Raw genomic sequence first — 13,183 nt, forward strand, 5'->3', positions numbered from 1 at the left:
ATGCACGCTTTGCAAGCCAAGATCCTCGACCCACGCATCGGCAGCGAATTCCCGCTGCCGCAATACGCCACTCTGGGTTCCGCTGCCCTGGACCTGAGAGCCATGCTCCAACAGGACACGATGCTGAATCCAGGAGAAACCCTGCTCATCCCAACAGGATTATCTATCCACGTTGGCGACCCGGGTCTGGCAGCGTTGATTTTGCCTCGCTCAGGGCTGGGTCATAAACACGGCATAGTGCTGGGCAATAGCGTCGGTCTGATCGATTCCGACTACCAAGGCGAATTGATGGTTTCATGCTGGAACCGCGGATCGACTGCATTCAACATCGAGGTTGGCTCACGTATCGCTCAATTGGTTCTTGTACCCGTGGTTCAAGCTCACTTTGAGATAGTCGAGCAGTTTGACCAAAGCGAACGCGGCACCGGTGGCTTCGGCCACACCGGCACCAACTAAGCGGAAAAATCCCCTGCAGGCGCTGCCGGAGACAGCGCCACAGGGGAAAATTTCAGGCAGATCAGTTGAATGGTTTACCGCCAAAAATCAAGGTTTTGCCGGCCGAAAGTCACGCCAGCCGAGGCGTCATGGCCCTTTCGCACCACGAACTCTCTGTGGAAAACGCCGTCATACCCTTCAGTTTGAGCCTGCCGTCGAACGATTCGTCGGTCTGTCCCGCCACTTTCGAGATGGAGCATTTCCGTAGATGAGCACCCCAGCCAAGATTGCCCCGAAGCTGCCCGACAGCATTTTCCGCGCCTATGACATTCGCGGCACCGTGCCGGAATTCCTCAATGCCGAAACTGCTTACTGGATTGGCCGCGCCATCGGTTCGCAGAGCCTGGCCCAAGGTGAGCCGAACGTGTCCGTCGGTCGCGACGGCCGCTTGTCCGGCCCCGAACTGGTTGCCGAGCTGATCCGCGGCATCGCCGAGAGCGGCTGCCACGTCAGCGATGTCGGTCTGGTGCCGACGCCGGCGCTGTACTACGCCGCCAACGTCCTGGCCGGCAAATCCGGGGTGATGCTCACCGGCAGCCACAACCCGTCGAACTACAACGGTTTCAAGATCGTCATCGCCGGCGACACCCTCGCCAACGAACAGATCCAGGCCCTGCATGAACGCCTCAAGACCAACAACTTGAGCAGCGGCACGGGCAGCGTCACCCAAGTAGAAATCCTCGACCGCTACAACACCGAAATCGTCCAGGACATCAAACTGGCCCGGCGCATGAAGGTCGTGGTCGACTGCGGCAACGGCGCGGCCGGCGTGATTGCCCCGCAACTGATCGAAGCGCTGAATTGCGAAGTGATTCCGCTGTTCTGTGAGGTCGACGGCAACTTCCCGAACCACCACCCGGATCCGGGCAAGCCTGAAAACCTCGTCGACCTGATCGCCAAGGTCAAGGAAACCAACGCCGACATCGGCCTCGCCTTCGACGGCGACGGCGACCGTGTCGGCGTGGTGACCAACACCGGCAGCATCGTCTACCCCGATCGCCTGCTGATGCTGTTCGCCCGCGACGTAGTGGCGCGCAATCCGGACGCGGAAATCATCTTCGACGTCAAATGCACCCGCCGTCTGGTGCCGCTGATCAAGGAATACGGCGGCCGACCGCTAATGTGGAAGACCGGTCATTCGTTGATCAAAAAGAAAATGAAACAATCCGGTGCGCTATTGGCCGGCGAAATGAGCGGGCACATCTTCTTCAAGGAACGCTGGTTCGGCTTCGACGACGGTATCTACAGCGCCGCACGGCTGCTGGAGATCCTTAGCAAGGAAAAATCCACTGCGGAAGAGCTGTTTGCGACCTTCCCGAACGATATTTCTACGCCGGAAATCAATATCCATGTGACCGAAGAGAGCAAATTCAGCATCATTGATGCACTGCACGACGCACAGTGGGGCGCAGGCGCTGACCTGACCACCATCGACGGCGTGCGAGTCGATTACGCCAAAGGCTGGGGCCTGGTGCGCGCGTCCAACACCACACCGGTGCTGGTGCTGCGCTTCGAGGCCGATGACGAGGCTGAATTGCAACGCATCAAGGATGTGTTCCACGCCCAACTGAAACGCGTTGCACCTGATCTCCAACTACCGTTCTGATCCACCCGGAGCCCTGAATGACCCTCGAACGCGAAGCCGCCGCCCATACCGCCCAGGTCCTGTCCGAAGCGTTGCCTTACATCCGACGCTATGTCGGCAAGACCCTGGTGATCAAATACGGCGGCAACGCGATGGAAAGCGAGGAGCTGAAAACCGGCTTCGCCCGCGACATCGTCTTGATGAAAGCCGTGGGCATCAACCCGGTGGTCGTGCACGGTGGCGGCCCGCAGATCGGTGATCTGCTCAAGCGCCTGTCGATCGAAAGCCATTTCGTCGATGGCATGCGAGTCACCGATGCCGCGACCATGGACGTGGTGGAAATGGTCCTCGGCGGCCAGGTCAACAAGAGCATCGTCAACCTCATCAACCGTCACGGCGGCAGCGCCATCGGCCTTACCGGTAAAGACGCCGGGCTGATTCGTGCGAAGAAGCTCACCGTGACCCGCCAGACGCCGGAGATGACTCAGCCGGAAATCATCGACATCGGTCAGGTAGGTGAAGTGGTCGGGATCAACACCGAACTGCTGAACTTGCTGGTCAAAGGCAACTTCATCCCGGTCATCGCGCCGATTGGCGTGGGTGAGAACGGCGAGTCGTACAACATCAACGCTGACCTGGTCGCTGGTAAAGTTGCCGAGGCGTTGAAAGCCGAGAAGCTGATGCTGCTGACCAACATCGCCGGCCTGATGGACAAGTCGGGCACCGTGCTGACTGGCCTTAGCACCCAGCAGGTCGACGATCTGATCGCCGACGGCACCATCTACGGCGGCATGCTGCCGAAGATTCGCTGCGCGCTGGAAGCGGTTCAGGGCGGCGTCGGTAGTTCGTTGATCATTGACGGTCGAGTGCCTAACGCGATCCTGCTGGAAATCTTCACTGATACCGGTGTGGGTACGCTGATCAGCAATCGCAAGCGTCCTTGATCGGTAATTGCTGAAAAGCCAAAGATCGCAGCCTGCGTCGGCTCCTACATCACACGGAATTTCATTTGTATGAATTCCCTGTAGGAGCTGACGAAGGCTGCGATCTTTTTTGTGCCCGCAAGAAACGTCCGACATAACTCAGCGAAACGTCCGACATTCCCTCAGAACAAATCTCCCTAGGATCCTCCCTTCATCCACCGGAGACTTACCCATGCAAAAAGATTACGTCCCTTACGGCAGCGATGTTTCCCCTGGCACTTACGAGTGTGTTGATTGCGGCCATCAGTATTCCAATCAAGCCAAGACCTCGATGCCTCCGTGCCCGCAATTTCGCAAAACAGCACATGCGTTGAATGGCTGGAAAATCCTCACTGGGCAAGGTGATGCGATCAAAGACCCTTATCCAGAACAGCCTGCCAACATCAAAAGCGCCGAGGTCATCACGCCCTCGAACAAAAAATAACCCCGGAGCGCCTGAGACATGCAGATCTCGTTCACGATTGACGCCGACGCTTTCGAGCTGGAACAAAAGGAACCGGTCAAGAAAACCTTGCGCATCGGCGACGCGGAAATCGCCCACGCCTTGCAGCGTATAGCCAAGGCCAGTCTGACCGAATACCTGAAAATGCTGGTCGAGGGCGGCATGCCCAGTCGCGCTGACGAGGCCAAGCAGGATCGCCTGCTCTACCTGATTCAAAGCTACTTCGGGCAAACACTACCGACCGAGTCGCAGATCTCGACGATCTTCCAGCTGACCCAGAGCCAAAGCAAAACCTTGCTGAAGAACACCGTTTCACGCTTTCGCAATCAGCTCGACGACATCCTCCAGCACAGCATGCGCGCGGTGATCGAGACAGCCGAACACGCGCAAACCGTGTTTCTGGTGGTCATCAGCTCGGACGTGATTCGCGATGAGCTGAACATGCTGATCACCCAGAACGAGCCGACCTTCAAACCCATCACCAAGCGCAAAGGCAGCGCCGGGCAGTTCGAGATCAGCGAAGACTCCCACGACTTGCTCTGCACGACGCTGGGGCTCAATGCCGTTCAGTGACATCGTCGCGGTCAGTGGCTTGCTGCTGACCCTGACCACGTTCATGTTCAATCTGGCGTGGCCGGCGCTCAGTGAAGCGCTGGCGCTGGATGAATACCAGTCGGGGCCGCTGAACAGAAAACGCAGCAGGGACAAGGTTCGGGGGGCTTTTTACGGGCGCGCGCTGCCGCTGACGTGCGCGTTTGTGGCGCTGTTTTACGTCAACCTGCCGGCTGCGGTGGGGATTATTCGCAGCAGCACACTGGATCTGTGGGATTTTGATGTGGATCGCACGCTGTACGTAATGGTCGTAATGGCGTTGCTGGCATTTGCACTGATCAACACGGGATTAACCGTGAAACTGCTCAGAAAATGGCGAAACCTGCGTTAAACCGCCCCCCCTGCAGAAGCTGCCGAAGGCTGCGATCTTTTGATTCTGTTTTTAAGATCAAAAGATCGCAGCCTTCGGCAGCTCCTACAGAATGATGTCGTATCAGACGCCGAACTGGGCGCGGTACGCTTCCACGGCTGGCAGGTGTTGCTTGAGCTGCGGATCATCGGCAAGGAATTCCAGCACCTGATTCAGCGAAACAATGCTGATCACAGGAATGCCGAAGTCGCGCTCGACTTCCTGGATGGCCGACAACTCACCATTGCCACGCTCCTGACGGTTCAGGGCAATCAGTACGCCGGCAGCCTTGGCGCCGTCCTGCGAGGCGATGATCTGCATCACTTCACGGATTGCGGTGCCGGCGGTAATCACGTCATCGATGATCAGCACATCACCGGTCAATGGCGCGCCGACCAGACTACCGCCTTCGCCATGAGCCTTGGCTTCCTTGCGGTTGAAGCACCATGGCAGGTCACGGTCGTGATGCTCGGCCAGCGCAACGGCAGTAGTTGCCGCCAGCGGGATGCCTTTGTAGGCCGGGCCGAACAGAACGTCGAAAGGAATACCGCTTTCAGCGATGGCCGCAGCGTAGAAACGCCCGAGCTGCGCCAAGGCCGAGCCCGAATTGAACAGGCCGGCGTTGAAGAAGTAAGGACTGGCGCGCCCGGACTTCAGGGTGAACTCACCGAAGCGCAAAACGCCGCGATCGATGGCAAAACGAATGAAATCGCGCTGATACGCTTGCATGAAAAAAACCCCAAATACCACGGATTTAGCTAATTAGCTTGACGCCGTGTATCATACACGCACGCGATTTTTGGGGCCATTTATGCGGATCATCAGTGTGAACGTCAATGGTATTCAGGCTGCAGTCGAGCGTGGTTTGCTCAGTTGGCTGCAAGCACAGAATGCCGACGTCATCTGCCTGCAGGACACCCGTGCCTCCGCCTTTGAACTGGATGACCCAGCCTTCCAACTGGATGGCTACTTCCTTTATGCCTGCGATGCTGAAGTCCCTGCCCAAGGCGGCGTGGCTTTGTATTCGCGGTTGCAACCGAAGGCTGTCATCAGCGGTCTCGGTTTCGAGACGGCCGACCGCTACGGGCGCTACCTGCAAGCAGATTTCGACAAAGTCAGTATTGCCACCTTGCTGCTCCCTTCGGGGATGAACGGCGACGAGGACTTGAACCAGAAGTTCAAGCTCATGGACGACTTCGGCAAGTACCTGGACAAACAGCGACGCAAACGTCGCGAGTACATTTATTGTGGCTCGTTGTACGTGGCGCAGCAGAAGCTCGACATCAAGAACTGGCGCGACAGCCAGCAATCTCCGGGCTTCCTGGCGCCAGAACGCGCCTGGATGGACGAGATTGTCGGCAACATGGGCTACGTAGATGCCCTGCGCGAAGTCAGCCGTGAAGGCGACCAGTACAGCTGGTGGCCGGACAGCGAACAGGCCGAGATGCTCAATCTGGGCTGGCGTTTCGATTACCAGATCCTGACTCCAGGCCTGCGACGCTTTGTGCGCAGCGCACGCCTGCCACGTCAGCCACGGTTCTCGCAGCACGCACCGCTGATCGTCGACTACGACTGGACGCTGACCATCTAAGCGTCGTTTTGCAGTACAAAAAATGCCCGTATCGCAAGATACGGGCATTTTTTATGCGGCACTTCCAGACAGGCTCGAATTCAGACTGCGGCGAAGAACGGTAAGGCCAGATATAGCTTGATCACGATGACATTGATTATGTCGATGAAGAACGCTCCGACCATCGGCACCACCAGAAAAGCGATCTGCGAGGGGCCGTAGCGCTGCGTCACGGCCTGCATGTTGGCAATGGCAGTCGGCGTGGCACCCAGGCCAAAACCGCAATGTCCCGCCGCCAGGACGGCGGCATCGTAATTACGGCCCATCACCCGGAATGTCACGAAAATCGCGAACAGCGCCATGACCATGGCCTGCATCGCCAGAATGATGAAGATCGGCAGCGCTAGCGCGGCCAGATCCCACAACTTGAGCGACATCAGGGCGATCGCCAGAAACAACGACAGACTGACATTACCCAGTACCGAGACCTCACGCTCAAACACCTGATACAAGCCCAGCGCTGAAAGACCGTTGCGCAGCACAACGCCTACAAACAGGACACACACAAACGTCGGCAACTCGAATGCAGTCCCTTGCAGCAGGCCGTTCAACAGATTGCCCGCGAGCAAGCTGACTGCAATCAGAGCGAGGGTTTCGACAAACGAAAATGGCGTGATCGAGCGCTCCTTGTTCGGCTGTTCAAAACCTTTTGGCAACCGTGGCACTTCCTGCTGATTGCAACCGGGCACCTCCACTCGCTTGATGAGCAACCGCGCAACCGGCCCGCCGATCAAACCACCCAGCACCAGACCAAACGTCGCGGAGGCCATCGCCAGTTCGGACGCCGAGGCCAGACCGTACTTCTCGCTGAATACCGTGCCCCAAGCAGCGCCGGTTCCATGACCGCCCGCCAGGGTGATCGATCCGGTCAGCAGCCCCATCAACGGGTCGAGCCCAAGCATTTTTGCCAACCCGATCCCCATCGCATTCTGCACCACCAACAGACCGGTGACCGCCAGCAGGAATATTCCGACGATGCGCCCGCCTTTTTTCAGACTGGCAAAGTCTGCGCTCAGCCCAATGGTGGCAAAAAAGGCCAGCATCAAAGGTGTTTGCAAGGAAGTATCAAAGCGAATTTCAATATCGAACGTTCGCAGTAACAGTAAAATCAAGGCAACTACCAAGCCACCTGCGACAGGTTCAGGGATATTGTAACTGCGCATGAAGCCAACACGCCTAACGAGCCCGCGCCCCAGTAGAAGTACTAAGGAAGCGGCCACAAGCGTTCCGTAAAAATCGAGCTGAATCATTGGAATTATTCTTGGCTATTTATTCAGAGGCGAATTTTTACCTGCATCCACCCCCTGAACCGGCTGATTGTCTCAACACTGATTACTCGGGAATTCAAGAGCCTTCGATGGCTTGAACATATCTTAATATTTCATTAGAAATATTAGCCGAGCAACTTTAACAATCGTTGACCTTGATTCCAAGGACATGAATCCTAACCAAGCCAATGCAGTTGTGACTAAAAGTGTATATGCGAAAATAACAGGACTTGTCATCGCAGCCAGACTATTCCTACATACAGTAACGATTAATTATGCTGCATAAATAAAAATGCCCTGACATGTCAGGGCATTGGTATTAGAACTTTGCGCGTTTCTTATTTGATCAGGCGCCACGTAAATGGATATCTGTAAGGAAAACCTTCATTGGCTTTCACTCCGGCAATGATCGTCAAAACCAGTGCGCCGATAGCCAGTATTCCCAACAGAAAGAAACCGATGATCAGCACCATCAGCAGAAAGCAGATCAACGATGCAATGGCGACAGTGATCTGAAAATTCAGCGCCTCCTTGCCTTGGGCATCGATGAACGGGTCTGTCTCGCGCTTCATCTGCCACAGGATCAACGGCCCGATCAAATTGCCGAATGGAATCCAGATCCCCAACAAGGCGGACAAGTGACAAAACATCGCCCATTGGCGAACCTCTTGGCTCGGTTTGGGCAGCAACTCTTGCTCGTCACTCATCGCGTCCTCCTTGCGGTTATCAACCTGCTCAGTCGGCCAGTGCAGCCTTTTGCAGTTCGAAGATTTCGTTCATGCCCTGCTTGGCCAGTTCCAGCATGGCGTTCAAGTCTTCAGGCTGGAACGGCGCGCCTTCAGCGGTGCCCTGTACTTCGATGAAACCACCGGTGCTGGTCATCACTACGTTGAGGTCGGTCTCGGCAGCGGAATCTTCAAGATAGTCCAGATCCAGCACGGCCTCGCCCTGATACATGCCGACGGATACCGCACCGATCATTTGCTTGAGCGGATCGCCACCCTTCAGGCCGCCACGCTTCTTGATCACTTTCAGCGCATCAACCAGTGCAACCATTGCGCCAGTGATAGAAGCGGTGCGAGTGCCACCGTCAGCCTGGATCACGTCGCAGTCAACGTAAAGGGTGACGTCACCCAGCTTGGACATGTCCAGCGCAGCGCGCAGGGAACGACCGATCAGACGCTGGATTTCCAGGGTGCGACCGCCCTGCTTGCCACGGCTCGCTTCACGCTGGTTACGCTCGCCGGTAGCACGCGGCAGCATGCCGTATTCGGCAGTCAACCAGCCTTGGCCCTGGCCCTTGAGGAAACGCGGCACGCCGTTTTCGACGCTGACGGTGCAGATGACTTTGGTATCACCGAATTCGACCAGTACGGATCCCTCGGCGTGTTTGGTGTAGTTGCGGGTAATGCGGATCGAGCGGAGCTGATCGGCAGCGCGACCACTTGGACGTTTCATAGGGAATACCTGTACTGGGGACGGAAAACTGCCGAGCATTATAGAGCGCTGCACCGCGCCTGGGCACTCGTTAAAAAATCCGGGCGACGCTCGAAGCCCCTGAAACACCGATTACCGACGGGCTGCAGCCCTTTGTCACACCGTGTGTTTGGGCGCATTCGCCGCACTGCGCTACAATCCTGCGCCTTTGCTGCCAGTCGGCTTAAATTCATTGATATCGAGCCTGCGGAACATCCTGCTGCGCCGATCTGCATTGCGAGGTCACCGCCATGGTGCACAGCATGACCGCCTTCGCCCGCGTCGAAAAAGCCGGCGCCCAGGGCACCCTGAGCTGGGAGCTGCGCTCGGTCAACAGCCGCTATCTGGAGCCACATTTGCGTCTGCCAGAGTCGTTTCGCGACCTCGAAGGCGCGGTGCGTGAAGCGCTGCGTCAGGGCCTGTCGCGAGGCAAACTCGAATGCACCCTGCGGTTCACCGAAGAAAGCACCGGCAAAACCCTGCAAGTCGATCGCGAGCGCGCCGCGCAACTGGTCGCAGCAGCCGAGACCATTGCCGGCCTGATCAAGAATCCTGCCGCACTCAATCCCCTGGAAGTGCTGGCCTGGCCCGGTGTACTCGTGGGTGATGCGACTGACCCGCAGGCATTGAACGCCGACGCACTGGCCCTGTTCAATCAAGGCCTGAAAGAGTTGAAGGCCGGCCGCGAGCGCGAAGGCGCGGAGCTGGCACGCCTGATCAACGAGCGCCTGACTTCCATTGAAGAAGACGTAGTGACCCTGCGTGAACTGGTGCCACAGATGCTCGCCACCCAACGCCAGAAAGTCCTCGACCGCTTCAACGACATGAAAGCCGAGCTGGACCCGCAGCGCCTCGAACAGGAAATGGTCATGCTCGCGCAAAAGAGCGATGTGGCCGAAGAACTGGATCGCCTGAGCACCCACATCATCGAAGTGCGCCGGGTACTGAAGTCCGGCGGCGCTGCCGGGCGCCGCCTGGACTTCCTGATGCAGGAACTCAACCGCGAAGCCAACACACTGGGCTCCAAGGCCTTCGACCCGCGCAGCACCCAAGCCGCCGTCAACCTCAAGGTGTTGATCGAGCAGATGCGTGAACAAGTGCAGAATATTGAGTAAGGCAACCCCGACATGACCCACAGCACCGGCACTCTGTACATTATTTCCGCGCCATCGGGCGCGGGCAAAAGCAGCCTGGTCAAGGCTTTGACCGACGCCATACCGGAAATTCGCGTTTCGGTTTCGCACACCACCCGCGCCATGCGTCCGGGCGAAGTGGACGGCGTGAACTATCACTTCGTGACCCGCGAAGAGTTTGTGAAGATGGGCGAGCATGGCGACTTCCTCGAACGCGCCGAAGTCTTCGGCAACTTCTACGGTACCTCGCAAAGCCGCCTGCAGCAGACGCTGGACGAAGGTCACGACCTGATTCTGGAAATCGACTGGCAAGGCGCCGAGCAAGTGCGCAAGTTGATGCCGCAAGCACGCTCGATCTTTATCCTGCCGCCATCGCTTCAAGCCCTGCACCAGCGCCTGACCAACCGCGGTCAGGACAGCGACGAGATCATTGACGGCCGGATGCGCGAAGCGGTCAGCGAGATGAGTCACTATGTCGAGTACGACTACCTGATCATCAACGACGATTTTGCTCACGCACTGGACGATCTGAAGGCGATTTTCCGCGCCAATCAACTCCAACAGAAACGCCAGCAGGTACGTTTCGGCAAATTGCTTGCCGAATTGCTCGGTTAATCAGCACTTCCCAAAACGCCTGCAAGCGCTTTACATTGGAGCTTGCAGCGCGTTGAAGGGCTTGGTCAAAAAATCAGCGCTTCCCTAATCGCTGGTGATTTTTTAAACTGTTGAGTCCGCTCGCCCAACCGGGCAGCGCGCATATTGCATTCGCTCCGAGGAATACCATGGCCCGCGTAACCGTTGAAGACTGCCTGAACCACGTGGAAAACCGTTTTGAGCTGGTCATGCTCTCTACCAAACGTGCCCGTCAACTGGCCACCGGCGGCAAAGAGCCACTGGTTCAGTGGGAAAACGACAAGCCTACCGTTGTTGCCCTGCGTGAAATCGCTGAAGGCCTGATGAGCTACGAGTTCATCGCCAACGCTGAGATCGTCGAAGACGAACCGCTGTTCGCAGCGTTCGAGGACGAGTCCAACGAGGCCGTCTAAGCCTATGCCTGGTCGACGTAGCACGGCGCGGGATCACAGCTTACGGCAGGAATTATCATGCCGAGCATAGACGCCCTCGCCGATCGCTTATCGACCTACCTCGGCAACGACCAGGTCAACCTGGTCCGCCGAGCGTATTTCTACGCCGAACAAGCCCATGACGGTCAGCGCCGTCGCAGCGGCGAGGCGTATGTCACGCATCCTCTTGCGGTGGCGAATATTCTTGCCGACATGCACATGGACCATCAGAGTCTGATGGCCGCGATGCTGCATGACGTGATCGAAGACACCGGTATCGCCAAAGAAGCGCTGCAAGCGCAGTTCGGTGAAACCGTGGCCGAACTGGTCGATGGGGTCAGCAAACTGACCCAGATGAATTTCGAGACCAAGGCCGAAGCCCAAGCCGAAAACTTCCAGAAAATGGCCATGGCCATGGCGCGCGACATTCGCGTGATCCTGGTCAAGCTTGCCGACCGCCTGCACAACATGCGCACGCTGGAAGTGCTGTCCGGCGAAAAACGCCGCCGGATCGCCAAGGAAACCCTCGAAATCTATGCGCCCATCGCCAACCGGCTGGGCATGCATGCGATCCGCATCGAATTCGAAGACCTCGGCTTCAAGGCCATGCACCCGATGCGTTCCGCGCGGATCTACCAGGCGGTCAAACGCGCCCGGGGCAATCGCAAGGAAATCGTCAACAAGATCGAAGAATCCCTCGGCCATTGCCTCGCCATCGACGGCATCCAGGGCGAAGTCAGCGGTCGCCAGAAACACCTCTACGGCATCTACAAGAAAATGCGCGGCAAGCGTCGGGCCTTCAACGAGATCATGGACGTCTACGCGTTCCGGATCATCGTCGACAAGGTCGATACCTGCTACCGCGTGCTGGGCGCTGTACATAATTTGTACAAACCGTTGCCGGGGCGCTTCAAGGATTACATCGCGATCCCCAAGGCCAACGGCTATCAGTCGCTGCATACCACGCTGTTCGGCATGCACGGCGTACCGATCGAGATTCAGATCCGTACCCGCGAAATGGAAGAGATGGCCAACAACGGCATCGCCGCCCATTGGCTGTACAAATCCAGCGGTGACGAACAGCCGAAAGGCACTCACGCCCGCGCCCGTCAGTGGGTAAAAGGCGTGCTGGAAATGCAGCAACGCGCCGGCAACTCGCTGGAATTCATCGAGAGCGTGAAGATCGACCTGTTCCCGGACGAGGTCTACGTGTTCACGCCAAAAGGCCGGATCATGGAGCTGCCGAAAGGCTCCACGGCGGTCGACTTTGCCTACGCGGTGCACACCGACGTTGGCAACAGCTGCATTGCCTGCCGGATCAACCGTCGTCTCGCGCCGCTGTCCGAACCGCTGCAAAGCGGCTCCACGGTCGAGATCGTCAGCGCCCCCGGCGCCCGACCGAATCCGGCATGGCTCAATTTCGTCGTCACCGGCAAGGCGCGCACGCACATCCGCCATGCGCTGAAACTGCAACGTCGCTCCGAGTCCATCAGCCTCGGCGAACGCCTGCTGAACAAGGTGCTCAACGGTTTCGACAGTTCGCTGGAGAAGATCCCGGCCGAACGCGTCAAAGCCATGCTCACCGAGTACCGCCTCGAACTGATCGAAGACTTGCTCGAAGACATTGGCCTCGGCAACCGCATGGCTTACGTCGTTGCCCGACGGCTGCTCGGCGAAGGCGAACAGTTGCCAAGCCCGGAAGGACCGCTGGCCATTCGCGGTACCGAAGGTCTGGTATTGAGCTACGCCAAGTGCTGCACGCCGATCCCGGGCGACCCGATCGTCGGGCACCTGTCGGCGGGCAAAGGCATGGTCGTGCACCTGGACAACTGCCGCAACATCAGCGAAATCCGGCACAACCCGGAAAAATGCATCCAGCTCTCGTGGGCCAAGGATGTCACCGGCGAATTCAACGTCGAACTGCGCGTCGAGCTGGAACACCAGCGCGGCCTGATCGCTCTGCTGGCCAGCAGCGTCAACGCGGCTGACGGCAATATCGAGAAAATCAGCATGGACGAACGCGATGGTCGCATCAGCGTGGTCCAGTTGGTGGTCAGCGTCCACGACCGTGTGCACCTGGCCCGCGTGATCAAGAAGCTGCGCGCCCTGACCGGGGTGATCCGCATCACCCGCATGCGTGCATAAC

The 13,183-nt window shown here is 57.8% G+C and carries 14 protein-coding genes and 1 pseudogene; 11 read left to right on the forward strand and 4 right to left on the reverse strand.

The features are described from left to right. The 6 genes and pseudogenes from dut (at position 1) to PspR84_RS28510 (ending at position 4,448) form a co-directional block, all read left to right on the forward strand. Entirely contained in the window at positions 1-456 is a 456-nt protein-coding gene (dut, locus tag PspR84_RS28485) for a dUTP diphosphatase (RefSeq protein WP_160059917.1), read from the forward strand. Positions 457-697: 241 nt separating this feature from the next. Further along, positions 698-2,101: pseudogene (locus tag PspR84_RS28490) on the forward strand (phosphomannomutase/phosphoglucomutase); the annotation flags it as partial. A gap of 17 nt (positions 2,102-2,118) precedes the next feature. Next, a complete protein-coding gene (argB, locus tag PspR84_RS28495; protein WP_003229488.1) occupies positions 2,119-3,024 on the forward strand; it encodes an acetylglutamate kinase in 906 nt (301 codons plus the stop codon). Between the two features lie 211 nt (positions 3,025-3,235). Then, positions 3,236-3,487, forward strand: a complete 252-nt coding sequence (locus PspR84_RS28500; RefSeq protein WP_160059918.1) for a hypothetical protein — start codon at positions 3,236-3,238, stop codon at positions 3,485-3,487. A gap of 18 nt (positions 3,488-3,505) precedes the next feature. Further along, positions 3,506-4,078, forward strand: a complete 573-nt coding sequence (locus tag PspR84_RS28505; protein ID WP_160059919.1) for a hypothetical protein — start codon at positions 3,506-3,508, stop codon at positions 4,076-4,078. Further along, positions 4,065-4,448 (forward strand): hypothetical protein, encoded by a 384-nt coding sequence (locus PspR84_RS28510; protein WP_160059920.1) that lies wholly within the window; start codon positions 4,065-4,067, stop codon positions 4,446-4,448. Before PspR84_RS28505 ends, PspR84_RS28510 begins: the two co-directional genes overlap by 14 nt. A 102-nt stretch (positions 4,449-4,550) precedes the next feature. Here the strand turns inward: PspR84_RS28510 and pyrE are convergent, their stop codons facing one another. Further along, complete coding sequence (gene pyrE, locus PspR84_RS28515) at positions 4,551-5,195, reverse strand: orotate phosphoribosyltransferase (RefSeq protein ID WP_160059921.1); 645 nt, start codon at positions 5,193-5,195, stop codon at positions 4,551-4,553. A gap of 82 nt (positions 5,196-5,277) precedes the next feature. On the opposite strand from pyrE, the gene PspR84_RS28520 reads away from it, so the two are divergent. Beyond that, positions 5,278-6,057, forward strand: coding sequence for an exodeoxyribonuclease III (locus tag PspR84_RS28520; RefSeq protein ID WP_160059922.1), 780 nt, complete (start codon positions 5,278-5,280; stop codon positions 6,055-6,057). An 80-nt stretch (positions 6,058-6,137) separates the two neighbouring features. Here PspR84_RS28520 and gltS read toward each other — a convergent pair whose 3' ends face one another. From gltS to rph, 3 genes are all read right to left on the reverse strand, one after another. Then, positions 6,138-7,346: a sodium/glutamate symporter gene (gene gltS / locus PspR84_RS28525; RefSeq protein WP_160059923.1), complete on the reverse strand. Its 1,209-nt coding sequence runs from the start codon at positions 7,344-7,346 to the stop codon at positions 6,138-6,140. Positions 7,347-7,702: 356 nt separating this feature from the next. After that, positions 7,703-8,071, reverse strand: a complete 369-nt coding sequence (locus PspR84_RS28530) for a DUF4870 domain-containing protein (RefSeq protein ID WP_007920344.1) — start codon at positions 8,069-8,071, stop codon at positions 7,703-7,705. Positions 8,072-8,099: 28 nt separating this feature from the next. Continuing rightward, positions 8,100-8,822 (reverse strand): ribonuclease PH, encoded by a 723-nt coding sequence (rph, locus tag PspR84_RS28535; protein WP_016985814.1) that lies wholly within the window; start codon positions 8,820-8,822, stop codon positions 8,100-8,102. A 269-nt stretch (positions 8,823-9,091) separates the two neighbouring features. Between rph and PspR84_RS28540 the strand changes: the two genes are divergently transcribed. The 4 genes from PspR84_RS28540 to spoT all read left to right on the forward strand — a co-directional run bounded on the left by PspR84_RS28540 (position 9,092) and on the right by spoT (position 13,182). Further along, positions 9,092-9,955 (forward strand): YicC/YloC family endoribonuclease, encoded by an 864-nt coding sequence (locus PspR84_RS28540; RefSeq protein WP_160059924.1) that lies wholly within the window; start codon positions 9,092-9,094, stop codon positions 9,953-9,955. A 12-nt stretch (positions 9,956-9,967) separates the two neighbouring features. Beyond that, complete coding sequence (gene gmk, locus PspR84_RS28545) at positions 9,968-10,588, forward strand: guanylate kinase (RefSeq protein ID WP_008078609.1); 621 nt, start codon at positions 9,968-9,970, stop codon at positions 10,586-10,588. A gap of 167 nt (positions 10,589-10,755) precedes the next feature. Continuing rightward, a complete protein-coding gene (gene rpoZ / locus PspR84_RS28550) occupies positions 10,756-11,019 on the forward strand; it encodes a DNA-directed RNA polymerase subunit omega (protein ID WP_007894670.1) in 264 nt (87 codons plus the stop codon). 57 nt (positions 11,020-11,076) lie between these two features. Further along, positions 11,077-13,182, forward strand: a complete 2,106-nt coding sequence (spoT, locus tag PspR84_RS28555) for a bifunctional GTP diphosphokinase/guanosine-3',5'-bis pyrophosphate 3'-pyrophosphohydrolase (RefSeq protein ID WP_007920338.1) — start codon at positions 11,077-11,079, stop codon at positions 13,180-13,182. Position 13,183: the final 1 nt, after the last annotated feature.

Source organism: Pseudomonas sp. R84 (assembly GCF_009834515.1).
Taxonomy (GTDB): Bacteria; Pseudomonadota; Gammaproteobacteria; order Pseudomonadales; family Pseudomonadaceae; genus Aquipseudomonas.

What these genes read in the sequence shown, in the direction of transcription:
- PspR84_RS28530 (WP_007920344.1), bottom strand. Translation starts at nt 8,071, where the DNA reads ATGAGTGACGAGCAAGAGTTGCTGCCCAAACCGAGCCAAGAGGTTCGC.
- PspR84_RS28510 (WP_160059920.1), top strand. Translation starts at nt 4,065, where the DNA reads ATGCCGTTCAGTGACATCGTCGCGGTCAGTGGCTTGCTGCTGACCCTG.
- PspR84_RS28500 (WP_160059918.1), top strand. Translation starts at nt 3,236, where the DNA reads ATGCAAAAAGATTACGTCCCTTACGGCAGCGATGTTTCCCCTGGCACT.
- spoT (WP_007920338.1), top strand. Translation starts at nt 11,077, where the DNA reads ATGCCGAGCATAGACGCCCTCGCCGATCGCTTATCGACCTACCTCGGC.
- gltS (WP_160059923.1), bottom strand. Translation starts at nt 7,346, where the DNA reads ATGATTCAGCTCGATTTTTACGGAACGCTTGTGGCCGCTTCCTTAGTA.
- PspR84_RS28520 (WP_160059922.1), top strand. Translation starts at nt 5,278, where the DNA reads ATGCGGATCATCAGTGTGAACGTCAATGGTATTCAGGCTGCAGTCGAG.
- rpoZ (WP_007894670.1), top strand. Translation starts at nt 10,756, where the DNA reads ATGGCCCGCGTAACCGTTGAAGACTGCCTGAACCACGTGGAAAACCGT.
- argB (WP_003229488.1), top strand. Translation starts at nt 2,119, where the DNA reads ATGACCCTCGAACGCGAAGCCGCCGCCCATACCGCCCAGGTCCTGTCC.
- pyrE (WP_160059921.1), bottom strand. Translation starts at nt 5,195, where the DNA reads ATGCAAGCGTATCAGCGCGATTTCATTCGTTTTGCCATCGATCGCGGC.
- PspR84_RS28540 (WP_160059924.1), top strand. Translation starts at nt 9,092, where the DNA reads ATGGTGCACAGCATGACCGCCTTCGCCCGCGTCGAAAAAGCCGGCGCC.
- gmk (WP_008078609.1), top strand. Translation starts at nt 9,968, where the DNA reads ATGACCCACAGCACCGGCACTCTGTACATTATTTCCGCGCCATCGGGC.
- PspR84_RS28505 (WP_160059919.1), top strand. Translation starts at nt 3,506, where the DNA reads ATGCAGATCTCGTTCACGATTGACGCCGACGCTTTCGAGCTGGAACAA.
- rph (WP_016985814.1), bottom strand. Translation starts at nt 8,822, where the DNA reads ATGAAACGTCCAAGTGGTCGCGCTGCCGATCAGCTCCGCTCGATCCGC.
- dut (WP_160059917.1), top strand. Translation starts at nt 1, where the DNA reads ATGCACGCTTTGCAAGCCAAGATCCTCGACCCACGCATCGGCAGCGAA.